Origin of the sequence: Paenibacillus provencensis, assembly GCF_042678545.1 — a bacterium.
In the GTDB taxonomy this organism is placed as follows: Bacteria; Bacillota; Bacilli; order Paenibacillales; family Paenibacillaceae; genus Paenibacillus; species Paenibacillus provencensis.
On sequence record NZ_JBHTKX010000001.1, the window covers coordinates 1504484 to 1527889 of the forward strand.

The following is a 23406-nucleotide window of genomic DNA, read 5'->3' on the forward strand; positions in this document are numbered from 1 at the left end:
CGAGATTTTGCTCGTGGGATCTGTGGAAGTATTCGGTTTATTCTGCTTGTCTACTATTATTCATCACCTTCCAGATTCGAAGAGGGAGACCTATAAGTAAGGTAACTAGAAAAGAAGCGTAGAACAATGAGTGATTCACCTCAGCGACTCTCAGAATGGCATCACTCAGGGCAATGGCGAAGCCAAACCATATCCGCTGGTTCCTGCCAGACGGAGTTGTCTTGGGATCAGTGATCATGAAAAAGGTAAATAACTGAAATGCTGCTCCAAGCATTGGACCAAACGCGTAATAGAAAGGCTCTCCGAGACCCCAGTGTCTAACCCCAGCAAACAGAGCATACCCTGATGCAAATGCAAGAACGGTATCCATACGCCCTGCTTTGTATGCGGCCAGGAAGCCAAAAAACAGGATGATAAACATGATCTCCCATCCGTTCGTCCATTGCTTCGGTGTGCTGACAGCATATTGAGGAAGGAAAAACAGCATAATGACCATGGCCACATTATTGGGATTAAATATATGATTCCGATCTATTCGTAGAGCATGCTTAATCCCAATAGCAAGTACAGAAGTGAGAATATATGGCCATGTCAAATGGGAACTTAACAGAAGTCCTATGCCTAACCCCGTAATTAATGCACTGAGCGGGAATTTCCATGTCTTGTATCTAAAGCCTACAATTATTAACTCCAGCACAACGGCCGTTACAACCGAAGCCAGAACATCGGTCCAATCTTGAAAAAAGCCCAATAACAACTGACCTGCCATAGTAAAACTCAATAAAAACAGAAGTATGAAATACCGAGGGTCATTTAATATTTTCATTCCATTACCGCCCCTTTGCCATATAAGATTGCTTATAAGAATAGCTTCTGGGTCGGTTCAATTCCTCTGATAATATTGCTGAGTATCTATTGTAAGATTGTTAATTTCAAGGGCTGGCAATACTAAATTCATTCAAAAGAATATTGCCCCACCTATCGTATGTTCCCACTGAACTCCAAATAAGGTAAACTGGAATACTAAGAAATCTAGATATTTCCTTATAGAGAAAAAAGTAATGGATAGCAGCATAAAGGAGTGAAATCGAATGTCCAATAAACAATTAGACACCCTGCGGCAGTCATTGCCGAGCTGGGTGGAAGCCAGCATCCCCTGCTCTGCGAGCGGGAAGGTTGCCTCTTATATTCCCGAGCTCTCCAAAGCTCCACACGATGCACTTGGCATAACCATCATTGCACCTGACGGAGAGCTCATATCTGCAGGAGATTGTTCCCAGGTGTTTACCCTGCAGAGCATCTCAAAGGTGTTTACACTCATTCTCGCACTGATGGACAACGGCGAGGAAGAAGTGTTCAAACGAGTTGGCATGGAGCCAACGGGAGATAATTTCAATTCCATGCTTAAGCTTGAGCTTGTGCGTCCGGGAATTCCCTTCAATCCGTTTATCAATGCAGGTGCCATCACCATTACTTCCTTGATTCATGGCAGGAGCATGGAGGAGAAATCGCAGAGGATATTAGATCTATTCCATATTCTTACGTCACAAAAGGAACTTTCATATGACATCGATGTGTTCAATTCCGAGTTGGAAAGCGGCGATCTAAATCGATCGATTGCATACTTTCTGAAGGGTAATCAAGTGCTAATTGGAGACGTGGATGAGGTACTAGACATTTACTTCAAGCATTGCTCCATCCTCGTTCAGTGTGCAGACTTGGCGCGAATGGGATTGATCCTCGCCTTTGATGGCGTGGATCCCCTTACGGGGAACAGGCTGCTTCCCAAGAGGTACGTGCAGATTGCGAAGACATTTATGACTACGTGTGGAATGTACAATGCGTCCGGTGAATTTGCGATTGATGTCGGTTTGCCTGCCAAAAGCGGTGTATCCGGAGGGATCTTGTCACTTGTTCCCGGATCATACGGTATAGGCGTTATTGGTCCTTCACTGAACGATAAGGGGAACAGCCAAGCGGGTGTTCATTTGCTTGAGACGGTATCGAAGCAGATGAACTGGAGCATGTTCTAGACGGAAAGAGAATTCTAAATCTTGCAGCTTGTGGGATATGATCACGACAATAAGAGAAGCAATACATCGGACAGCGTTAACGATGATATTGCTTCTCTTTGTTTAATTCACATTTGTTTTTCTAGCTTTAGCATATCAATAGATTTTAATCAAATGGACATACCCAATAAACACTTACAATGCTTATTTCAGTTTGCTTCATATTGATATTTGCTCTTTTCCAGTCATAACAAAGTCCGCGAACATCAAACTTCTGCTATGCCGAACTTCTTCGCCTATCCTCTTCGTATGAATTACCACGAATCATGTTATGTTATTTAACCGTTTTGTTAAGTCTGTGAGCCGCGTGCAGTGTAGGGCCTACAAAACGATTCAGCGGAAAACCACCTGCAATTGCTTTGGTAATGAAGGACTTCCCTTCACGAACCGCATCTTTTACAGACAAGCCTTTGGCAATACCAGCCGTAACCGCCGCAGAAGTTGTACATCCCGCACCATGAGTATAGTTTGTTTGTACGACATCGGCTTCCTGCCATTCAAAGGTCTTGCCATCGTATAACAGATCTACTGCTCGTCCAGGCTCAATGACACCCCGGTCTTTGATGAGGACATTCTTTGCCCCATGCTCATGAATAATGGCAGCAGCCTGCTGCATCTGTTCACGAGAACGGATCGGACCTGTCTTTGCGAGCTGGGATGCTTCAAATAAGTTTGGTGTTACAAGATCTGCTCCAGGAATAAGATACTTCAGCATAGCCTCCGTATTTTCCGGTTGAAGTACTTCGTCAGTACCTTTGCACACCATTACGGGGTCGATAACGATTCCTTTATGATGGGAACGCTTCAATTCAGAAGCGACGAGTTCGATAATTTCCACTGAACCCAGCATGCCTGTCTTCATGGCGTCAAAACCGATACCGTCAAGCACGGTACGAAGCTGTGCCTCAACGATGCTAAGGTCAACAGGATAGACAAGGTGATCCCACGTATCAGGCTTCATAGCCACAACGGTCGTGAGAACCGTCATGCCGTATACGCCGAGCTCCTGGAAAGTTTTGAGATCCGCTTGAATGCCGGCTCCTCCGCTTGTATCTGAGCCAGCAATTGTTAATGTTTTTGGAATAGTCATGATGGTGTTCTCCTTTACAATATACAGTTGGAATCATCCTACTGCGAATTCTATGGCTTGTCAAACGAGTTTAAAAGTTGAGAATATGAAATTTGCCTCTTCTTCATCCCTTCAATTTGTTATATACATTATGATTTAGCAATAGGAGGAATATTGATGAGATTGAAATTATGGAAGAATCAGTGACGTTTATGCAAAGGCAACTCAGTGATTTACATGGATATTGTCTAGTTGGACGAGGAATGGTTATTTACAGGTCACCTTACCAATTAAAAAAGAAGAGGAGCGAACTACTCCTCTTCCTTCCTGTTGATGCGATTTACAATGCTTCACCATTGCGATTGGTATGAACCAATGCTTTTTGCTGCCAAGCCTTGCTCTTCCAGCGAATAAACAGCAGAATGCCTCTCAACCATTCATCCGCGATAAACGCAGCCCAAATCCCATATAATCCATAACCCAAATGGATACCTAATATATAGGTTAGTGGGACACTGAAACACCAGGTGACTAGAATCGACACCAGCATGGCTGCTTTGGCATCTCCTGTTGCCTGCAGAGCTCGCTCCAATATAACATTGAAATTACGGCCAGGCTCCAACAGATAACTAAGCAGTAACAGCGAAGCTCCCATCGTAATAATATCTGGATCTGCTGTGAACAGCTGGATCAGCGGTTCGCGAAATAAGACGAGGATAAATACTGCGCCTAAGGTGATGAACTGACTTCGGATCAAATTACGAAGTACAGTGCTATAAGTGGCTTCATACTTTCCTGCTCCAACGAGCTGACCCACGATGATCTGACATCCTCTGCCCAGCGAAACGGCCAGAATCATCACAAAAAACATAATATTTTGTGTGTAAATCTTCGTTGTCAGCGCACTTGCACCAAGCAATGAAATAAAGGCTGTGGTCACAAATTGATTGGTAGAATAAGACAACGATACTGCAGAAGATGGGACTCCCACACGCAGCACCTTCTCAATATGATCTCTGCGCCATTGCAACAGATCACTCCACTGTATACGAACTTCCGCCGTTCTCCTCAGCAGGATTAAATTAATGATAAGACCGGCACATTGAGCGATTATAGTGCTTATTGCTACTCCGACAATTCCCAGCTTGGGAAAGCCAAATGGTCCAAAGATAACCAGATAATTACCGCATATATTAAGAACATTCATGAAGATCGTTACAACCATGGTTTGGCGGGTTAATCCATGGGACTGTATCATCGCTGTCGCTGCACTCAGAAGGGCCTGTATAACCAGTCCTGCTCCAGCAATCATTAAATAGTATTGTGCTTGCTCGAACAAGACCGGATCCAGATTAAACAACCGGAGTAACGGACCACTGAACGCAATAACAGCGAGGCTGACGATAATTCCAAATAGAAAATTGAGCGCAAGCGAAGATCCTGCGAGTCTGCCGATCTCTGACTTTTTGCCAGCTCCCAAGTACTGCGAGATAACTACAGCGGAGCCGAGTGCTACAAAATTAAACATCAGCACAGCAAACATGATGATCTGATTCGCCACTCCAACGGCTGCTACTGCATCATCAGATACTCTGCTCAGCATGAAGGTATCTGATGTACGGAGCAGCATCTGCAGAGCCGATTCGATAAAGATCGGCCAGGTAATGGCAAACAGAGTGAGCCCGCCTGCAGGCAGGACGCTATTCTCGTTAGACTTCATATGCTCTCTTTATTTTCTCAATCCCCAGCTTAGCTGTTTCAAGAGCTGTTAATGCTCCATATTCTGTCTTAAATAGCTCTAGCGACAAGTACCCCTTGTAACCGGCCTTGCTTAACAGAGCTGCAAGCTCTCGGGATGGAGCAATCCCGTCACCTGGGAACACACGGTCTGCATCCTGGATCTGTTCCTTTGAAGGTTCTCCAGGATAGTCGTTCACATGAACAATGCCAATCTGTTCGCCGGACCAGTCTGTAAGATCACTTATTTCACTGCCTCCTGTATACATATGGAACGGATCCAATAAGATTTTAGCTTCATGGACTCCACTCCCTTTCACTACATACTGGGCATCTCTAACACAATTGAGTCGCTGGGACTTACCCCAGAACTCCAGATAAGGCTCGACACCGATTCCCCGTGCAAGCTCTGCAAGTGTTGCAAAAGAAGTGGCAAAATCATTAAGAGACACATTACTCACATTGCCAAAAGGGGGCGCAGCTGCTGCAGTACAGCCGAGCTCTGCAAGGATATGCAGTTCTTTTTCCGCGAGTTCGAATCCGCGCCTCCGCTCATCTGGATTCGTATCCGCCCAGCTCCAGAAGGCAATGGCATTCGCAAACTCTAGACCGTTCTCATCAATATAGCCCCGAAGTTCGGATAAATTCCCACCTGATTCAAGATAGGCATCAATATCTTTAACCCACAGCTCAATCCCTTGGTAACCGGCTTCAGCTGCGATCCGAATCTGTTCCTTTACACCCAGCCGATACGGCAGGAGCGTGGATGTATTCAAGCATAGTTTAAAAGGCAACAACAAAATCTCCTTCTTTCCGTATGTATTATGGTTAAGGTGTAAACGGTATTTTCCTCTGCCCGGCATGACTTTGCATCCCGAGTTCGATGACACGTATAGCCATTCGTGCCTGCTCAGCCCTAACCGCAAGATCACTCACACCTGCTATGGCTTCATATACGTTGCGATAATAAGAATCGTAGCTGCCAGGAATCGTCTTGATCCGTCCAGTGAATTGAAGCTTATCAACCGTGGTGTTTAAAGTTCCCCACTTCTCTGCCGGTTCTTCTCCCCAATGCGGTGTACCCGGTACTCCGCCTGCTTTGAGCGCATCCTCTTGTGGATCTTCACCATATTTGACAAAAGATCCGTTCTTGCCGTACAAGCGATATCTCGGTGCTGGATCCACCGAGAGCAAGGTTGACTTCAATCTCACCGACAGTCCGCTGTCATAATGAAGAGTAACATCAAAATAGTCGAAGGCCTGAGCCTCTTCTCGCTGCACCTTCAAATCGGCTTGAATACTGCTTGGCAATCCAAACAAAGTCAGTGCCTGATCAATCAGATGGACACCGAGGTCATAGAACGTGCCCGAGCCTTCTCCTCCCGCATCTCTCCATCTTCCTGGATGCGCGAGCGGGCTGTATCGGTCCCATATCAATTCTGCTTCGGTTATAGGACCGACCAGCTTCCGCCGAACTACTTCTTGCAGCGTTAGATAATCTCCATCCCATCTGCGGTTATGGAATACGCTGAGCACAAGTCCTTTTTCCTTCGCGATGGATATCAGTTCATCTGCTTCCTCGGTCGTTGTAGTGAAGGGCTTCTCAACGACAACATGCTTGCCGGCAGCAAGTGCATCCTTGGCAAAGGTATAATGATTCGTGCTCGGTGTCGTAATGACAACCAGATCTATATCAGGATCACGATAGAGCTCATCGACCTGCTTCATAGCCTTGATCGAAGGATAATCGTTCAGGCAGGAATTGCCGCTTCGCTGAACAATCGCTGCTAGCTCAAGACCTTTAACAGAAGCTATAACTGGAGCGTGAAAGGTTTTGGCTGCAAAGCCATACCCAATAATTCCAACTCGGACTTTTGTATTCATAGCTAATCACCTGCTTGAATCAATTTTATAATACCCTTAGTTGCTATAATCAAGAGTATATATGGATCAAATTGGTATAGTTTGTCTATACCCTAATGTGAACCAATGTTATATAGAATTCGATTAATCGGATACTGCGATTCTGATACTTTGACAGGTACGAGATCTCGATAGACCGGATTGAAATATTCCTTGCGGTATTGACTGGCTGTGAGTCCTTTAACCGATTTAAATAGGCGGCTAAAATAATTCTCATCCGTGAACCCTACTGCAAAAGCAACCTCCTTGATACTCCCTGCTTCATACAGAAGAAGCTGACACGCTCGATCAATGCGTCTGTGAATAATGGTTTCTCTTGGAGAACGACCAATAAATTGTACAAATGATCTAGTAAAATGTTCATGCGACCAGCCGACCTGATGTGATAGCTGTTCAATCGAGATGGGCTCATCCAAATGCTGATCTATATAATCCAGTGCCTTGACGATCTGACGTGGAACCCGATTCGCAAGCTTCATCATCGGTTCGTCAAAGTGGTGTCCGTCTATCTCCATAAGAAGAGACCATAGCAAGGAGCTGCCACGAGTCTGAAGTTTGCCAGGATATGCATAAGCGATATTCATAATTTGCTTCATTAATCCAATATGCAGCTCTTCACTTAGTGGAACACAGCTCGGACCTCCAGGAGCAAAGAGAGGCAGGATCTGTTCAATTTCAGACGAATCGGCGAATCCAAAATGAATGAATAAGTGCCTCGCCGGCTGGTTCGGATCATATTCATAGGAGTGAAGCTCACCTGGTCTGGTAAGAACAAAGCCCGGCTCCTTCAGCACGTAAGCGCGATCCTCTACCCGATAAACACTATGTGTGCTGTCCGGGAAGAACAGCAGCTCATAATCATCTATTCGTCTTGGACCGAGAGCGGTACCGGGCTTCTTGACGATATCGCCGACAATATGAATACGCGGCAATTGGACCTGATGTGTGTGTTGTTCCCGGTTAGACATACGACTCATCCTTTTCTTTTACGCTTTAATCCCCAGCTTCTGCAGGTTCCGGAAGCTGATCCTAAGGCTTTCCATTGGATCTCTGCGACTCTGATCCTGTTCAACGACAAGCCACTGTGTTCCAACCTGCCTGGCTGTATCTGCAATGGCATGGAAATCGAGAATGCCTTCTCCAATCTCGGCAAAAAACTGCTCTTCACCAGCTTCCATATCTTTAATGTGCAGCAGCGGACAGCGATTGTTCAATTTGCTTAAATATTGAACCGGGTCTACGCCGCCCCGCTTCGCCCAGTAGGTATCCAGCTCAAGCTTCACAAGCTCAGGATCTGTTTCCCGCAAGAGAATATCCAGAGCGAGTTCTCCATCAAACTTGTCGAATTCCCAGTCATGATTATGATACAACAGCTGAACTCCTCTTTGCTTAAACTTCTCCCCAACTTCATTCAGCTTTGCGGACTTATGAAGCACCTCATCCTTGGAAGAAAAGCGAAGAGATAAACCTACAAATTTATTACCACCTACTTCTTCCAAATAATCGGCAATATAATCCGGATCAAAATCAAATGTATCAAAACCAGCGTGACTGCCAATGACCTTGAGACCGAGATGATCCAGAAGTGATTTCTGTTCTGATACGGACATGCCTTCAGGCGGACGACCTAATTCAATTCCCTGATAGCCAATTTCCGCAATTTGGGTTAGAGTTCCCACATAATCTTTGCTGAGCTGTTCACGAACGGTATAGGGCTGTACCGCAATTGGAAACGTATTCATGCTTACCTACATCCTCTCTAAGCTTCATTTATATTCAAGTGTTTTGTCAATCTCGATACATACAAAGACTACATATCCAAGGTGTTATATTTCAGACCCATCGGTATAGGAGCCGGTCTTTCTGTGGACGATTCCAGCTTCATATGCTTTCCTTGCTCCGAAGCTTCGAAGATTCCCAGTGAGATATCAAGCACATGCCGAGCGAGCTGTCCGCTGGCGCGATTTTTCCGTCCAGACTGGATTGCATAGGCCATATCGGCAACACCCATCCCACGTCCTTCTTCCGCAAAAGGGTGAGAATGTGGAATTTCCTTCGTCTGGCCGTTCGCAAACTGAATGGAAATTGTGCCTCCAAAGAAGTTCGGGTCTGGGACGTACAGTATACCTTCCGTTCCATAGACCTCCATTCGAGGAGAGTAGCCAAATGCTTCCTTAGCCGCAGTGAAGCTCGCCACCGCTCCGCTGTCAAAATCAAGCACAGCCGATACATTGGTCGGAGCTTCGATTGGAACAGACTGACCAAAGGCTGGAGATTTAGGATTTTGAATAATCACTTCCTTATGTAATTGACGCGCAGATCCGGTTACACGGTTCACTGGTCCGAGCAGAGCGATTAGAGCGGTCAAATAGTATGGCCCCATATCCATAATGGGGTCTCCACCCAGCTTCAAGAAGTTGCGGAAATTGGGATGCGTACCGCTTGTCGAGTTCCCCATGATAATGGTTGCGCTTGCAGAATAAGGGGTTCCAATCCATCCGTCATTGATTAATTTGATACAAGTCTGAATCCCTGCACCAAGGAAGGTATCAGGCGCACAGCCAACAAGCAAGTTTTTTTCCTTAGCAAGATTCAGTACTTGATCGGCATCCTCCCGGTTTAGTGCAAATGGCTTCTCGGTGTACACATGCTTACCTGCATGCAATGCCTGTAAATTGAGTGCAGCATGTGCACTCGGTGCTGTCAAATTGAGAACGATTTCAATCTCTGGATCTGCCAGGAGCTCATCTACAGTATAAACATGAGGAATGCCGTATTCCTCGGCTCTTTTTTGAGCAAGCTCCGGTACCAAGTCCGACACCGCTTTGACCTCAACAATGCTATCAAACATGCCGGTTAAATTCTTCAGATATATTGCACTGATTACACCCGTGCCTATCACGCCTACTTTGATTCTACGCACGATCACATCATCCTTTTCACATTATTAGAGTTCTTGAATCAATTTCATAAATTATTAAATATGTAAATTTGAAGCTATATACCCTTGATTTAAGCAGCTAAAGATAATATGAAATTGATTCTCTTGTGTAATTATTATTACGCATTACGGCCAGGAGCTCAATGGACTGTAACGCAAATAAACTGGATTTATTTGATGTGATTCCGTGTTGGATTACAGTGATTCCAGGAACAACAGGTTACGATAAATGTATTTGCCGCAGCCAGGTTTGAAATTGAGAGCTATGCCTCCTTCTTCAATTCCGGCTTCAACACGAATCAAGGCTTTCGATTTCACGAGAGATCGAACCATTTTGTTAACAGATTTCACATCATCTGCTCCTACCGCTCTCGATAAGGCTGCTGTGAATGGACGGTTGCAAGCGATCTGAGTATACAATGGAATGACCGCCCTTGCGATCTCACGATGCACTCTCGTATTAAAATAAAATTGCACAGACCCTGGTATAATTGTTGTCCCATTGGTCAGCTCGGTGATTGAATTTTTCTTAGGGAATGAAATAAAATATCCGATGCCGTTGGAACCGAGTGGCAGCCCTCTGGCCTTCTTCGAAGCCAGTCCGAGCAGCTCTCCCATCTTATCCAAGTCTGCAGCGATCACCGCTCGGCTCCATGCTGAAGCATATTTCCGATGCTCTGCAATCGCACGATAGAACGGGAGCATCACCTTCGCACTATATTGAACTTGGGACACCGGAATATAAGCTATTTTCTTAAGCTTCGTTTGCTTAATTGCCATATAGAAGCCTCCTACATGTATATAGAATGGATTATAGGATCAGTGTATGACGCAGTTTAGTACATGATTGGGCATCTTATGGCATATCACAGGTGAAAAAGAAATACAGCCCTGCGGTAAGCAGTAGCTGTATAGGAGTTCCTATTTAATTCAATACTCAGTCCAGACATTACGTTCGAGAGCCGACTATCTGCCGTGGCATCAGTGTATATTCAACGAAGCCCGCATTGCATTATACAAGGGATGATCTTCTCTACCTCTTGAATTGATAATGGACGTAACTGCGCTTGTAAAAAGCAGAAAGTAATAATTTGGATAGAAATAATCAGCCTTCCTTAAACAGGGAACTGCTGATCTATGGAGTCGGATATTAATAAATTTAAGACTGCTTGGAAGTTAAACTGGTGTAAGCTTCATTCAGTGACAACAAAGAGACACCTTGGATTGACCAAGATGCCTCTTAAGAATACTGCAGGTTTAATTCAGTTGTTTAATTCGGAACAGTAACATCGTTTAATTCGCGGTGGAGCACTGCACCAATTCGTTTCATGCCTTCTACAATCCGCTCATTTGGCATATTGGAATAGTTGAGACGCAGTGTATTCTTAACCGCACCGTTCGGGAAGAACGGCGCTCCAGGTACGAATGCAACATTGTTATTCAGACATTCAACAAACAGTACGCTGGAATCAACGGTTTCAGGAAGCTCTACCCATATAAATAGACCGCCTTCGGGTACACTGTGCTTGATGTTTGCAGGGAAATACTCCTTGATACAAGACAGCATGGTCTCGCATCTTTCTTTGTATACGGCTTTGATCTTCTCTACATGAGCATTAATGTCATTCTGCTCCATATATTTCGCGGTAAGCATCTGAGCGAAGCTGTCTGTATGCAGATCAGCGGATTGCTTGAGCGCCACGTACTTATCAATGATCTCTTCACTTGCGCAAACCCAGCCAAGACGAAGCCCTGGTGCAAATATCTTGGAGAAGGTACTGAGATAGATAACTCTGCCCTCTGTGTCAAAGTGCTTGACCGGTGGAAGAGATTCGCCAGCAAATCGAACAGCCCCATATGGATTATCTTCAACAATCAGAACATTATATTTATTCGCCAGCTCAACCATTCGCTTTCTTCTATCGAGCTTCAAGGTCCGACCAGTCGGGTTCTGGAAATCAGGAATAGTATAGATGAATTTGGCTTCAGGATGTGCTTGAAGTGTCTTCTCTAGTTCCTCCATGATCATCCCATCATCATCCATAGCGACTTCTACGAACTTAGCGTCATATACCTTGAATGCATTAATGGCAGCCAGATATGTAGGGCTTTCACAAATGACAGTATCACCTTCGTTAATAAACAGCTTGCCTGTCAGGTCAATCGCCTGCTGTGAGCCAGATGTAACGAGAACCTGCTCCACCTTCGAATGAATTCCAATCGCGCTCATTCGATCACAAATGGCTGTACGTAATGGAATATATCCTTCAGTCGTACTGTATTGAAGCGATGCTTGTCCCATCTCCGTCAATACGGCATCAGCAGCTGCTCTGATCGCATCTACAGGGAATAGCTCAGGTGCAGGAAGTCCTCCTGCAAAGGAAATGACCTCAGGTTTTTCCGTTACTTTTAAAATTTCTCTTGTCTCCGACGGTTTAACAAAACCGGCTCTAGTTGAATATTTATCGTCCATTCATTTACACTCCTTTGACTATTATAATAACACGCAAATGCCGAATGTAAAAAATATTAATCCTATAATATCTATAAATACGTTCACTCCTTATGTATCTTTAACAACAAGATTAGGATCAATCCGTTGTTATCATCCACACTCTGCGTTGCTCATTATACAAAAAAAACTGCGGTACTCCCGCAGTTAGTATCGCTTATTATGGTAAGACTACGTGTTCCTGTTCCATTTCTTCTCTTGTTAGGGGCTCTCCCTGCAACTGCTTAAGAAGCTTCTTCATCATCACGGAAGCTTTAACTCTCAGCTCTAATGAATCCGATATTTCAATTTGATATGCTCCATGTTTAATAGCCTCTCTTAGTTCATCGACGGTGTTCACAGGCTCGTTCATGCGATTCATGACGCTCCCAAATTGAAGACATTGATGACTGTCGCTTCCAGCAACGATCGGTAGCCCGAGCAATTTCGCAAAAGGATCGATTTTCTCTTGATACACATCCACTCCTTGTTTGTATAGATCCTTAGCATTGAGATCCAGTGCATCAAGTCGCTTCAGCAGGTCTACATTAATATGATGAAGCGGAGTCGATGACCGATAAGGATGCGCTCCAATTTTCAAAACATTCCGTTCCTCCACAAGCTCGAGCAGCTGGGCAAAAGAAATGAAGTTATCTTTAGACAGATAAGGCTTGAGCTGTTCCCGAATAGCCAAGATCTTGTCTCTTGTACTGATTAGAAGGATATGTCCCGTTTCTCTAATATCCACCTCCATCCCCGGAAATACACGAACCCCTTCAGCCTCGTAATAATGCCCATTATAAGAATATACCTCATCAAGTGTTTCATAGATCCGTTCAAAATTTTTAGTATTGAAATGCTCGGTTAGTGCGATACCCGAAATATCATTAGATCGAGCTTCTGTCAGCATCTCCTTGAAATAGGTAATGGAAAAATCAGATTTCTTGGATAGCTTCCCATGAGTATGCAAATCTATGAACATTGTATTCATCTCTCCTTAGTTATAACTTGAGTTAGGAATCATTCTGTCAATCGGTTAATACAGCAAGTTCGGAAGCCTCTCCCCAAACCAGAACAGCCAGCCGACATAAGCCAATGAAAAAATAATAAAATAAACATCGATTGCTTGAATCTTAAGATAGGACAGCCTCAGCTTCTTTACTTCAGGATGATTCATCCCGTACGTAAAACCTCTTGTCTCAAGGGCCTCAACGGTCGTCCTTGAACGTTTAGCCGTATTCAACATGAGTGGGTAGAAGCTGAGCACCAATATGCGCAAATAGTAAATGATGTTCCTGATGTAGAGAACGCCAGGACTTTCAGGCGAACGTCCTCTTAGCCGATAAGACAACAAGATTTGATGAAACTCTGATAACAGTGTAGGTAGTATCCGATAACCATACGATAAGCTGAACGAGAATGCTTCAGGAACTCCAAACGCAGATAGTCCGTCACTCAATTTCTCTGGATCCATGCTGGAAAATACAGCAATACTCGCTAGTGAAATAACGGATAATTTCAGTGTAAGGGTGAGAAGCGGCAATAATGATTCAAGGCTGCCTCCAAACAGCATGGAGAACAGAAACATCCACCCTACTTGACCAATGAGACCTAGCGTTAAAATAATGAGAATGACGTAGCTGACTCGCGCGAGTGCAGTCATACTAACGATAAACACAAACATACCGAACAGTACAGTTGTGTTATGTATAAACCAAGGGACGATCGCAAAGAACAGATACCACAGCAGCAAGGTTCTTGGATCCAGCCTTCCAATAAATGTCGTTGATCTGCCATAGGCAGTCCCTAACAGCTCCAGCTTGATTCGCTCTACGGAGATGCGGTCAAGCGTTTTTCGGACGATATCCATGTGCTCACCTCCCCTTCCCCCGTTAGCTGAGGCCCGCTTGCAGGAGAATAAAATGCAAGAAACTCATCAAGCGTGTAGCAGATCCTTGGCAATCCTAGAGCAAGGCTTAGTTCCATGAGCTGAGTCGACACTAGACCTGCACGCTCCAGCAATCTCCCGTCAGCAAAGATTTCTTCCTTCGTCCCGTCTGCCAGAACAACCCCTTGATGCATAACGATGATTCGCGTAGCCCACTCGGAGACCAGCTGCATATCATGAGTGGCAATAATGACCGTCTCAACTTTATCTTTTAACGAAGCTAATACTTGCTGCATTTCGTGTTTGGTCGCTATATCCAGATTTGCTGTAGGTTCATCAAGAAGCATAATTGCAGGCTCCATGGCTGCCCCAATCGCCAGAGCCGTACGGCGCTGCTGTCCACCGCTAAGCAGACGGGCATCCTTGTCCCTAAGCTCATCTAGTCGGAAATGCTGAAGCATGTCGGCAAGCCGCTGATCTTTATCGGGTACACGATGAGCGTTCAGATAGTATGCAATTTCTTTTTCAACCGAATCTTCGATGAACATTTCCTCTGGATTTTGGTATACATAAGCTGTATGCCTAGCCATTTTCTCAGGTGTCATTACTCTTACGTCCTGCCCGTTTACCTGCATGTAACCCGACGTCGGCTTCACGATTCCGGCAATCAATTTCAAGAGAGAAGATTTGCCTGCCCCGTTATTACCTACGATGGCTACGGATTCACCGGAATGAATTTGTAGATCAACTCCGTCTAATACGGACTGCATTTTTTTAAGGATTGTTCGGTAGGACAGATGGACATCTTCAGCCAGGATCATTGTATTTGCCGTATCTGTTGTTTCGGATTGGCGGATAAGCGGCATCTCAAGAGTCTTCACCTCTGTTCTCTCCTCAGCAGCAAACCAATGTATTGCTTCCTCTAGTGTTATGGGAAGAAGCTGTTCCTTAGACGAATGATCCCTCTGTGAATCCGGACTCTGTGGATAGGCAACATGCCAAGCAGCCTGTGTCACCTGAGGCGGGAAGATCCCGAGCTCCAGCAAGGTTTCCACTGAAGATAATGCCTCGCGGACAGGACGCTTCCACTTGATTCGACCACGATCCATCAATACGACCTCATTACAATAATCAGCAATAAATTCTGCATGATGTTCAATAACAATAATGGTTTTTCCTAAATCCTCATTCAGATGCTTTAGAATATCGTATATTTGCCGGGCATGACGCGGATCAAGCTGTGATACTGGCTCGTCGATCACCAGAATTTCAGGATCCATGGCGAGCGCACCGGCGAGTGCCAGCAAATGCTTCTGTCCACCACTAAGTGACCAGATGAATGCATCCTTTACACCATAGAGACCCATCATACGAAGTGCTCTCTCCCCGCGGGCTGCGTAATCCTTATATCCGTAATTCAGTGGTGTGAACATAACATCGTCCATGACGGTAGGCCTGACCAGCTGATTCTCAAAATCCTGGTATACATAGCCTACATATCGGGATAGTTCTGCTACAGCTGCTGTTTCAGTAGCCAATCCACAGACCTTTGAATCCCCTGTGTATTCGCCTGCATAATAATGAGGGATGAGACCGTTAAATAACTTGCACAAGGTTGATTTGCCTGACCCATTGCTTCCAACGATTGCGATGAAATCACCTTTGTTCACTGTGAGCGATACTTCTTCTAATACAGGAATTACATCACCGGGATATGTAAACGATATATTGGATAATTGAATAACGGGTTCACACATTTTTTGTCTCCGTTCCTTTATCCGACTTGCCTGCTCTGCTGCGCATTGCAATGAGCGTAATGACCGTTATTAGTGCAGCTGCTCCAATACTGATCCATATTAGCTGCTGTTCTGATAAGGCTGTGAAGACATCCTCCCATTCCGCAATATTCCATTCCGTCTCAGAGAGAATCTCTGCTCCTACAGCTACGACGGCAAGGATCACACTAACGATCACATATTTCGGTGATAACCATGCAGCTGTTTCGTATTTCATTCCTTTATGACGGGGACGTATCCCTAGAAGCGGTTCGATCTTTCCATACAGCCGAGGAACAAGATAAAGGGTCGGAAGCAGGGCGAACAAGATGCCTGAGAATAACACATCGTTTAGGAAACCGACCCCTTCGATGACGACGATACTTTCAGCGAGACCCTCTACCGCTTCAAGCTCTTCTACACCTACCCAGACCTTGACGATATCCACTATAGAACTAAGCAGCTGATGAATGGCAACCCCTGTAATCGCTGCTATACCTACCTGACGCTTGTTCGTCGGATCCGTAACCAACCTTCCCGCTGTGTACATCGCCAAGGAAAAAGTGATGAATTTCTCCACTTCTCCGAGGCCGCCGAATTGACCGAGCATCAGCTCACCGAAGATGATCTCTCCTACCGATGCACCTACCGCCGCATACAGCGGATGAAACAGCATACACAGCGTGAGCGGAATAAACGCGAAGTACTCCACCGATAATTCGATAGGCCCAAGCTGCACGCTTGGAATCAGTTCTGTGAACATGTTGGACAAACCATACAAAGACATGGACAGGACAAATATCATCATTTTTTGTGATGAGGTCAGTGTGTACCGCGCAGACAATGTATTCATCTTGTTAAGTTCCTCCTCTAATCGTGAAATATAACACCATTATAAGAAGGTCTGATTATCGCTAAATTCCAGTTTTATTAACGCAGAATCAACATTTTTTCATTATTTTTGACGATGTAAAAATATTTACATAACAATAAATCCTTATATTTAGGAGTGTTTAGTCGCGGAGATAACATAATTAGTGGAGGTATACAATCGGATGTATGAAGAATGGGGTAAAAAACATTTCTCTACCAATCAGCGGCTGCTGGCTGATTTTATACAGCGGAATGAGCAGCGGATTCTATATATGACAGAACAGGAGATTGCAGATGAGGTGGGAATAAGCATTGCCTCCGTCTCAAGGTTCTGGAAATCGGTGGGTTACGTCAATGCCAAACAATTCAAGGCAAAGCTTCGTTTCCGCCTGGAGTCTGCACCTGCGGTCAAATTAGAAGACACGATAAGCAAGATCGAAGGACTTCCTCTGCCACAAACCCTGCTGGGCACAATTCATCAGCATTTAGAAGAGACATGTCAACGACTGGATCTAAAAGTATTGAACGAAGCCTCTGAAGCGATACGACAGGCGAGGCAGATCTTTATTTTTGCGCCAGGTCCATGTATTTCGCTCGCTGAACTGTTTGCGTTTCGATTACATCGATTTGGATTCCATATTCAGATTATGGCCCCAAGTGGTCAAGAATTGCTTGAATCGCTGATGCATGCCGGCCCTGATGACGTGCTGCTTGTCTTTGGTTTCGTGCAGTTAAAGCCGGAGATTGAAGTGATATTGGATTATGCAGAAGAAGCAGGCTATCGAGTTATTCTGATTACGGACCGCTTGGTATATCCTCGGGCAAGTCAGGCGGATCTCGTGCTGTATGCCGGTAGAGGTGAAGTATGGGAATTCCATTCCATGATTGGACCTGTGTTCGTAATTGAGAATTTGATTCTCAATGTGGGCATTGCCATGAATGAAGAAAGTCTCAGCAAGCTTAGACATTTGCAGCAGCTAAGAGCCAGATATCATTCCAAGCTTCCGCGTTAGCAGTTTCAGAGACCATGCGATTCGTCAGAGCTCACAGTGAAATATCATGTCCGAGGTATTGGAGCTTTGGCTTAGAGCAGGAATAGTGTGAATTGCTCTTCGTGTTACCATCCTTCTTGATGTGATTTACAAAATAAATGGTTGCAGCATATTCACAAAATGATTTGAAACTGTTATAATAATGATTATAGTTGAATCAATTTCATAACGCATGATTCAGTTAAAACCAAATATGTTGTTCATGGGAGGAGCCTGCCACACAAGGCCCCTCTCTGTTTATTTTTAAGGCGTGTTTACGGAGAGCTTGCGTAAATGCGCCTTTTTTAATTGAGAGTGGATATTTCCTTCGATTATGTAACAACATAAATGTGGAAACGAAAGGAGAAAGATATGGAATTTATTTTACACTTAGTACTCATCCTCATCTTCACTAAACTGGCAGGTCACTTGTCCCTCAAGCTGGGTCAGCCGTCCGTTCTTGGTGAACTGATCGCCGGTGTTATTCTGGGTCCGGCTGTGCTTGGATGGATACATCAAACATCATTTATTCATGAATTCTCAGAAATTGGTGTCTTGATCCTCATGTTTATTGCTGGGCTGGAAACGGATCTGGAGGAGCTCCGTAAGAATTGGAAGGCAGCTCTGGCCGTCGCCGTTGGGGGTATCATCCTTCCGTTCGTAGGCGGATACAGCTCTGCCTTGGCTTTCGGGATTGAGCAAAGCCATGCCTTATTCCTTGGACTTCTGCTCTGTGCCACATCGGTGAGTATCTCCGTTCAAACACTGAAGGAAATGAATAAACTGAATTCACGCGAAGGTACGACGATACTGGGAGCTGCCGTAGTGGATGATATTCTAGTCGTTGTACTGCTTGCTGTTATGATGAGTCTGTTAGGAACAGGAGAATCCGTAAGTATTGGTTCGCTTATCGGTAAGAAAGTATTGTTCTTCGTTGTCATTATCGCAGCAGCGATCTGGGTCGTTCCGCTCGTCATGAAGTGGATCAGTAAGCTTAGAGTGTCGGAGACGGTAATATCCGGTGGTGTTATCATCGCACTTGCCTTCTCTTATTTTGCCGAGTGGATGGGCGTTGCAGGTATTATTGGAGCATTTGCAGCAGGTATTGCCATTTCCCAAACTCCGTACAAACACACTGTTGAGCATAAGCTTGAGCCGATCGCATACAGCTTGTTTGTTCCCGTATTCTTTGTAAGTATTGGACTTAATGTGAATTTCGAAGGCGTTGGTTCTCAGATCGGGTTTATTATCGTCCTGAGCGTGGCAGCCATTCTCACGAAGCTCCTGGGTGGAGCACTGGGTGCCAAATTGACAGGATTCAATACGCATTCCTCCTTCTCGATTGGTACGGGAATGATATCCCGGGGTGAAGTCGCCTTGATTATCGCCGGAACAGGCCTTGCTTCAGGTCTATTGGATCCACAGTATTACACTTCGGTTATTATTATGGTCATTGTAACGACGCTCGTTACGCCACCGCTTCTAAAAATCATGTTCGCAGATAAACACGCGAATCAATTGAGTCAAGCTAGTTCCCAGAAATAAAATAGAGTCATATCAAAAAACAGGCAGGACATTCTAAAAATGTCTGCCTGTTTTTTATTACCTATTGACCAATCGAATTTTAATCAATCTCCATTTCATATCTTATCGATTTGGTGCTCATTCCATTTGATTCCAGAAAGGCTTCTGCACGCTCATTATCTGCAAGTACATCGATCTCAATTGCATTTGCCTGTCTCTCTTTACCGAGCTCTATGATAAACTCCATTAAAGATTGACCTACTCCTGCTCCCCGAATTTCCTCACGAACACAGAAATCACGGATGAATAATACCTTTCTTTCCCTGTATATCTTGTGTTCATTCACCTTCTCTTCATCTACGATGGCATAACCTGCAATCACATTGTTCGTGGACTCGGCTACGATCACCTCCGAATGATGAGCACCGAGGAATCCTCGAACTTCTTCCTCCGTATAGTTGTCAGCAAGCTTGTACAGATCAGGTCTTCTGTCAGCTATGACTTCATCATATTCCTGTCTTAATTGAATAATGGATGGGATATCTCCTTCAACAGCATTACGAATTCTTAGATCCAAATTAAATCTCTCCTGTCTTATTAGGCTCGAAGCTAGATATTCATATTATTACCCAATTGAGCTAGGAATGATCTCCATGCTTGAATGAATATCCTTTTTCTACACTATGATCTTCAATCCGAGAAACATAACTATGCAGCACCATACCAATCACAACGATAAACATTCCAATCCAAGAAATAGCTGAAGGAATTGCAATGGACAATAATAATACTTCACCTGCGAGTGCAAACAGCACTTCCATGGACTGCGTTGCTTCTACAGCGGCTAATTTCTGCATATTCCCCCTTACCATATCGGTTGCCTTGAAGAATAGTACCGTCGCAATGACTCCGGAACATAAGGCCACAAGCAGCGACTGAATACTCTGATCAAGACTAGGCATGCCTTCCATAGCAAGGCCATACACAGACAGCAGAACCCAGAATGGAAGGCTTGCTAGTGTCATGCCCAGCACTCTTTGATAGGCGTCTAATCTTCCCTCGCACAGCTCCATCATTTTGCGATTGCCAAGCGGATAGGCAAAAGAAGCGATAAATACGGGGAGTGCTCCTAGCAGCAAGTTCTCAAGAGAAAAGCTCTTTGCATGCTGAGCCTGCATCAGCACAATGCCAAGTAAGATAATGAATGACATCAGAAGTCCCTTCAGAGGAATTCTACCTTTTATCTGAAGTACACCTGTAGAAGTATGTATCGTTTCCGTAAATAAAGGGGCGAGCAGCATGCCTGCAATGATCGTAAATTGCCATGTACCTGCAGCTAGCCATCCAGGAGAATAGACAGCAGCAAAGCATAATGGAGCATAAAACAAACCAAAGCCAACACAGCTCCACAAGAGCCAGATTCTCGGTTGTTTTTTCATCTCGGCTATCAATGGTCTGAAATTCTTCCTAAGCATGACAATCACGATTAGAAACGGAATCATAAATATATAACGGAGCGAGGCGCTCCAGATCCAGCTGCCGCCGGACAATTCCATCGACGCGTTTAAGACGAAAGTAAATGCGAAAAAGAAGGCTGCGAATATTCCTAACAATATCGGTCTCAATGAATTCACCTCAGGATGTTCCAAAATTAGCTGCATACGAATTTCGATAATCGGTTGGAGACATGATAAATCTATCATACATTAAGTTATTTCATCTGTGCTGTTCTTTTTTATAATTTTCGTAAGAAGGAGGCTGTCCGATGAAGAAACCTAACATTTTGTTGATTACGAGCGATCAGCAGCACTGGGATACGATCGGTGCATTCAATAATGAGCTGCATACACCTAACCTCGATCGGTTAGTAAGAGAAGGAACGAATTTTAACAGAGCTTACTGTCCTAACCCGACTTGCACGCCTAGCCGTGCCTCCATAATTACCGGCATGTACCCAAGTTAACATGGAGCCTGGACGCTGGGCACCAAACTGCTGGAAGATCGGCATACAATTGGAGAGGATTTCAAGGGTGCTGGCTATCAAACTGCACTCGTTGGAAAAGCACACTTCCAGCCTTTAGTGTCCACAGAGGCTTATCCTTCTCTGGAAGCACATCCTGTCGTGCATGATTTTGATTATTGGAGGGGGTTCAATGGTCCTTTCTATGGATTTGATCATATTTGGTAAAACGCAGGAGGATAATCCTGACTTCTCTTACTTGTCGGAAACAGCTCAGTGAATTCACGGGTACCGTTCCCATCCTTACTATGAATACGGCAAGCGTGCAAGGCTTACAGATTACGATAAGAAGAAGCTCGTGGGTGTCTACTACGGAATGATAAGCCTCATGGACAAATATATTGGCAAAATACTGGATAAGCTTGATGAGCTTGGACTTGCCGACAGCACCATTGTTGTCTTTACAACAGATCATGGACATTTCTTCGGACAGCATGGTTTACAGGCGAAAGGCGGGTTTCACTACGAAGATCTGATTAAGCTGCCTTTCATTGTACGTTATCCCGGTCATGTGCCTGCCGGTCAGCAATGTAACGCCATTCAATCACTGGTTGACCTTGCCCCTACCTTCCTGTCTTTCTGTGATTCTTACAAAAATATGTAGGTTTGTCATCTGCTCGATCACTGATTCTCGCACATTAATGTACTGTTTGAAGAAATAACGATCCACGCAGAGCTTACTATTACTGCTAAATCCTCTCCATTCTCTTGATTTCGACGACAATACTGTAACCCTGACTGTAAACATTTTCCCTCATATCCTCCCTATAATAAATCTTGTCTTACAATATAAGAGTTATCTCTTATAAGAAGAAAAAGGAATTTTTGGGTAATACATAATAAGAAGAGCTACAGCTTAGATTAGGGAGGAATAATAATGAATAAGAAAAGCATGAAATGGTCCGCAGCTATTTTGTCCGCAGGTCTCCTGGTAGGTAATGCGAGCTTTTTAAGTGGGCAATCCGAAGCTGTCGTTGCCGCCGCAACTTCAGTCAAAGCTTCAGACGTCGTGATGAAATATAATGGCAAGACTCTCTCTGCGCCAGGCAGGCTGGTAAACGGAAACACGATGATTCCAATCTCGGTGTTAAGAGATGATTTTGGACTTGCGTTAAGTTATAAAGCTGGTAAGAATGGGACTAAAACCTACACTGTCGGAAGTGGAGTCACACAGATGAGATTAGAAGTGTCTGAATACGGCATCAGCACCTATATAAATGAACGTTATATCGGCAACAACAGTATCCAGTATGAAGCCAAAAATATTAATGGAAAGCTGTATGTCCCATATAGAGTGCTGAAGGAGTATTTAGGTTTTCAGGGCTCTTATAACTCATCAGCCAAAACACTAACACTGAAAAAGCTGCAGCAGAATAAGGTCAGCATCTCTTCGGAAACGATCTCGGACAGTAACAATAATGCAACCATCAACATCCGTTATCCAAAACTAAGCGGTCTCGCAAATAAAGAAGCGCAGGAATCTATAAACAAAACATTCAAAGATAAGGCGGAAGCTTTCGCAGCAGAAGCGAAGAAAAAAGCAACAGAGCGGGATTCGGAGTATGAGCAGCCTTACGAATTCCACGGAACCTTCCTCGTCACCTTTAACCGGGAGGGTGTACTCAGCATAGCCTCTGACTTGTATGAATATGTAGGTGGTGCTCATGGAATGACTTACCGTGAAGGCTTTACTTTCTCTCTCAAGGATGGACAGCAGCTGACAGTTGACGATCTGCTTCATTCTTCAGATGCTGCCAAGAAGAAGCTGGATCAAATGCTGAAGAAGCAAACAGCTGCGGACAAATATGACTTTGGATTTAATGGGTTGAAGGAAGATCCCGATTTCTATGTATCCGAGAGCGGGCTTACGGTGTTCTTCCAACTGTATGAGATTGCATCCTACGCCGATGGGTTCCCAACCTATACATTCAGTTTTGCAGATATGCTGCCTGAAGGAACGGATCCTTTTGCAGCTGCACGATAATAATGTGTGAATCTGCTGGCTGCACGTTGATACAACGTACAGATATCAAAAACACCTTTGGAATCCTCCAAAGGTGTT

20 protein-coding genes and 1 pseudogene are annotated in these 23406 nt (G+C 44.5%); 5 read left to right on the plus strand and 16 right to left on the minus strand.

All coding sequences use genetic code 11. The annotated features are described in order from the left end of the window. Positions 1–37: 37 nt before the first annotated feature. Positions 38–826 carry an RnfABCDGE type electron transport complex subunit D gene (locus ACFQ3J_RS07225; RefSeq protein WP_285850284.1) on the minus strand — a complete coding sequence of 263 codons (789 nt, stop codon included), beginning with the start codon at positions 824–826 and terminating at the stop codon, positions 38–40. Positions 827–1091: 265 nt separating this feature from the next. Here ACFQ3J_RS07225 and glsA point away from each other — a divergent pair, with 265 nt between their 5' ends. Beyond that, positions 1092–2033, plus strand: coding sequence for a glutaminase A (gene glsA / locus ACFQ3J_RS07230; protein ID WP_251584011.1), 942 nt, complete (start codon positions 1092–1094; stop codon positions 2031–2033). 313 nt (positions 2034–2346) lie between these two features. On the opposite strand, the gene thiD is transcribed toward glsA, so the two are convergent. The 13 genes from thiD to ACFQ3J_RS07295 all read right to left on the minus strand — a co-directional run bounded on the left by thiD (position 2347) and on the right by ACFQ3J_RS07295 (position 16749). After that, positions 2347–3162: a bifunctional hydroxymethylpyrimidine kinase/phosphomethylpyrimidine kinase gene (thiD, locus tag ACFQ3J_RS07235; protein WP_251584009.1), complete on the minus strand. Its 816-nt coding sequence runs from the start codon at positions 3160–3162 to the stop codon at positions 2347–2349. A gap of 319 nt (positions 3163–3481) precedes the next feature. After that, complete coding sequence (locus ACFQ3J_RS07240) at positions 3482–4861, minus strand: MATE family efflux transporter (protein WP_251584007.1); 1380 nt, start codon at positions 4859–4861, stop codon at positions 3482–3484. Further along, complete coding sequence (locus tag ACFQ3J_RS07245; protein ID WP_170862393.1) at positions 4851–5672, minus strand: sugar phosphate isomerase/epimerase family protein; 822 nt, start codon at positions 5670–5672, stop codon at positions 4851–4853. The genes ACFQ3J_RS07240 and ACFQ3J_RS07245 overlap by 11 nt, the downstream gene beginning before the upstream one ends. Before the next feature lie 34 nt (positions 5673–5706). Beyond that, positions 5707–6762 carry an oxidoreductase gene (locus ACFQ3J_RS07250; RefSeq protein WP_251584005.1) on the minus strand — a complete coding sequence of 352 codons (1056 nt, stop codon included), beginning with the start codon at positions 6760–6762 and terminating at the stop codon, positions 5707–5709. Between the two features lie 92 nt (positions 6763–6854). Then, positions 6855–7769 carry an AraC family transcriptional regulator gene (locus tag ACFQ3J_RS07255; protein WP_244533177.1) on the minus strand — a complete coding sequence of 305 codons (915 nt, stop codon included), beginning with the start codon at positions 7767–7769 and terminating at the stop codon, positions 6855–6857. An 18-nt stretch (positions 7770–7787) separates the two neighbouring features. Beyond that, positions 7788–8543: a sugar phosphate isomerase/epimerase family protein gene (locus ACFQ3J_RS07260; RefSeq protein ID WP_091156399.1), complete on the minus strand. Its 756-nt coding sequence runs from the start codon at positions 8541–8543 to the stop codon at positions 7788–7790. A gap of 68 nt (positions 8544–8611) precedes the next feature. After that, a complete protein-coding gene (locus tag ACFQ3J_RS07265) occupies positions 8612–9724 on the minus strand; it encodes a Gfo/Idh/MocA family protein (RefSeq protein ID WP_251584004.1) in 1113 nt (370 codons plus the stop codon). 213 nt (positions 9725–9937) lie between these two features. Further along, complete coding sequence (locus ACFQ3J_RS07270) at positions 9938–10522, minus strand: hypothetical protein (RefSeq protein ID WP_251584003.1); 585 nt, start codon at positions 10520–10522, stop codon at positions 9938–9940. 490 nt (positions 10523–11012) lie between these two features. Beyond that, positions 11013–12215 carry an aminotransferase-like domain-containing protein gene (locus tag ACFQ3J_RS07275; protein WP_091156394.1) on the minus strand — a complete coding sequence of 401 codons (1203 nt, stop codon included), beginning with the start codon at positions 12213–12215 and terminating at the stop codon, positions 11013–11015. A 199-nt stretch (positions 12216–12414) separates the two neighbouring features. Further along, a complete protein-coding gene (locus tag ACFQ3J_RS07280; RefSeq protein ID WP_251584001.1) occupies positions 12415–13215 on the minus strand; it encodes a PHP domain-containing protein in 801 nt (266 codons plus the stop codon). 54 nt (positions 13216–13269) lie between these two features. After that, positions 13270–14103: an energy-coupling factor transporter transmembrane component T family protein gene (locus ACFQ3J_RS07285; protein ID WP_091156297.1), complete on the minus strand. Its 834-nt coding sequence runs from the start codon at positions 14101–14103 to the stop codon at positions 13270–13272. After that, positions 14064–15878 carry an ABC transporter ATP-binding protein gene (locus tag ACFQ3J_RS07290; RefSeq protein ID WP_251584000.1) on the minus strand — a complete coding sequence of 605 codons (1815 nt, stop codon included), beginning with the start codon at positions 15876–15878 and terminating at the stop codon, positions 14064–14066. Before ACFQ3J_RS07290 ends, ACFQ3J_RS07285 begins: the two co-directional genes overlap by 40 nt. Continuing rightward, positions 15871–16749 (minus strand): cell division protein FtsQ, encoded by an 879-nt coding sequence (locus ACFQ3J_RS07295; protein ID WP_091156293.1) that lies wholly within the window; start codon positions 16747–16749, stop codon positions 15871–15873. The genes ACFQ3J_RS07290 and ACFQ3J_RS07295 overlap by 8 nt, the downstream gene beginning before the upstream one ends. 202 nt (positions 16750–16951) lie before the next feature. On the opposite strand from ACFQ3J_RS07295, the gene ACFQ3J_RS07300 reads away from it, so the two are divergent. Both ACFQ3J_RS07300 and ACFQ3J_RS07305 read left to right on the plus strand, forming a co-directional pair. After that, positions 16952–17782 (plus strand): MurR/RpiR family transcriptional regulator, encoded by an 831-nt coding sequence (locus ACFQ3J_RS07300; RefSeq protein ID WP_251583999.1) that lies wholly within the window; start codon positions 16952–16954, stop codon positions 17780–17782. 390 nt (positions 17783–18172) lie between these two features. Further along, entirely contained in the window at positions 18173–19345 is a 1173-nt protein-coding gene (locus ACFQ3J_RS07305; protein ID WP_091156288.1) for a cation:proton antiporter, read from the plus strand. A gap of 79 nt (positions 19346–19424) precedes the next feature. Here the strand turns inward: ACFQ3J_RS07305 and ACFQ3J_RS07310 are convergent, their stop codons facing one another. Next, the gene (locus ACFQ3J_RS07310) at positions 19425–19901 is read right to left on the minus strand and encodes a GNAT family N-acetyltransferase (RefSeq protein ID WP_251583998.1); all 477 of its coding nucleotides are present in this window, start codon (positions 19899–19901) and stop codon (positions 19425–19427) included. A 61-nt stretch (positions 19902–19962) separates the two neighbouring features. After that, positions 19963–20949, minus strand: coding sequence for a DMT family transporter (locus ACFQ3J_RS07315; protein WP_251583997.1), 987 nt, complete (start codon positions 20947–20949; stop codon positions 19963–19965). A 140-nt stretch (positions 20950–21089) separates the two neighbouring features. Here ACFQ3J_RS07315 and ACFQ3J_RS07320 point away from each other — a divergent pair. Together ACFQ3J_RS07320 and ACFQ3J_RS07325 are read left to right on the plus strand one after the other, a co-directional pair. Continuing rightward, positions 21090–21927, plus strand: a pseudogene (locus tag ACFQ3J_RS07320) (sulfatase-like hydrolase/transferase); the annotation flags it as partial. A gap of 294 nt (positions 21928–22221) precedes the next feature. Then, positions 22222–23328: a PdaC/SigV domain-containing protein gene (locus tag ACFQ3J_RS07325; RefSeq protein WP_251583996.1), complete on the plus strand. Its 1107-nt coding sequence runs from the start codon at positions 22222–22224 to the stop codon at positions 23326–23328. Positions 23329–23406: the final 78 nt, after the last annotated feature.

What these genes read in the sequence shown, in the direction of transcription:
- ACFQ3J_RS07225 (WP_285850284.1), bottom strand. Translation starts at nt 826, where the DNA reads ATGAAAATATTAAATGACCCTCGGTATTTCATACTTCTGTTTTTATTG.
- glsA (WP_251584011.1), top strand. Translation starts at nt 1,092, where the DNA reads ATGTCCAATAAACAATTAGACACCCTGCGGCAGTCATTGCCGAGCTGG.
- thiD (WP_251584009.1), bottom strand. Translation starts at nt 3,162, where the DNA reads ATGACTATTCCAAAAACATTAACAATTGCTGGCTCAGATACAAGCGGA.
- ACFQ3J_RS07240 (WP_251584007.1), bottom strand. Translation starts at nt 4,861, where the DNA reads ATGAAGTCTAACGAGAATAGCGTCCTGCCTGCAGGCGGGCTCACTCTG.
- ACFQ3J_RS07250 (WP_251584005.1), bottom strand. Translation starts at nt 6,762, where the DNA reads ATGAATACAAAAGTCCGAGTTGGAATTATTGGGTATGGCTTTGCAGCC.
- ACFQ3J_RS07255 (WP_244533177.1), bottom strand. Translation starts at nt 7,769, where the DNA reads ATGTCTAACCGGGAACAACACACACATCAGGTCCAATTGCCGCGTATT.
- ACFQ3J_RS07260 (WP_091156399.1), bottom strand. Translation starts at nt 8,543, where the DNA reads ATGAATACGTTTCCAATTGCGGTACAGCCCTATACCGTTCGTGAACAG.
- ACFQ3J_RS07270 (WP_251584003.1), bottom strand. Translation starts at nt 10,522, where the DNA reads ATGGCAATTAAGCAAACGAAGCTTAAGAAAATAGCTTATATTCCGGTG.
- ACFQ3J_RS07275 (WP_091156394.1), bottom strand. Translation starts at nt 12,215, where the DNA reads ATGGACGATAAATATTCAACTAGAGCCGGTTTTGTTAAACCGTCGGAG.
- ACFQ3J_RS07280 (WP_251584001.1), bottom strand. Translation starts at nt 13,215, where the DNA reads ATGTTCATAGATTTGCATACTCATGGGAAGCTATCCAAGAAATCTGAT.
- ACFQ3J_RS07285 (WP_091156297.1), bottom strand. Translation starts at nt 14,103, where the DNA reads ATGGATATCGTCCGAAAAACGCTTGACCGCATCTCCGTAGAGCGAATC.
- ACFQ3J_RS07290 (WP_251584000.1), bottom strand. Translation starts at nt 15,878, where the DNA reads ATGTGTGAACCCGTTATTCAATTATCCAATATATCGTTTACATATCCC.
- ACFQ3J_RS07295 (WP_091156293.1), bottom strand. Translation starts at nt 16,749, where the DNA reads ATGAATACATTGTCTGCGCGGTACACACTGACCTCATCACAAAAAATG.
- ACFQ3J_RS07300 (WP_251583999.1), top strand. Translation starts at nt 16,952, where the DNA reads ATGTATGAAGAATGGGGTAAAAAACATTTCTCTACCAATCAGCGGCTG.
- ACFQ3J_RS07305 (WP_091156288.1), top strand. Translation starts at nt 18,173, where the DNA reads ATGGAATTTATTTTACACTTAGTACTCATCCTCATCTTCACTAAACTG.
- ACFQ3J_RS07325 (WP_251583996.1), top strand. Translation starts at nt 22,222, where the DNA reads ATGAATAAGAAAAGCATGAAATGGTCCGCAGCTATTTTGTCCGCAGGT.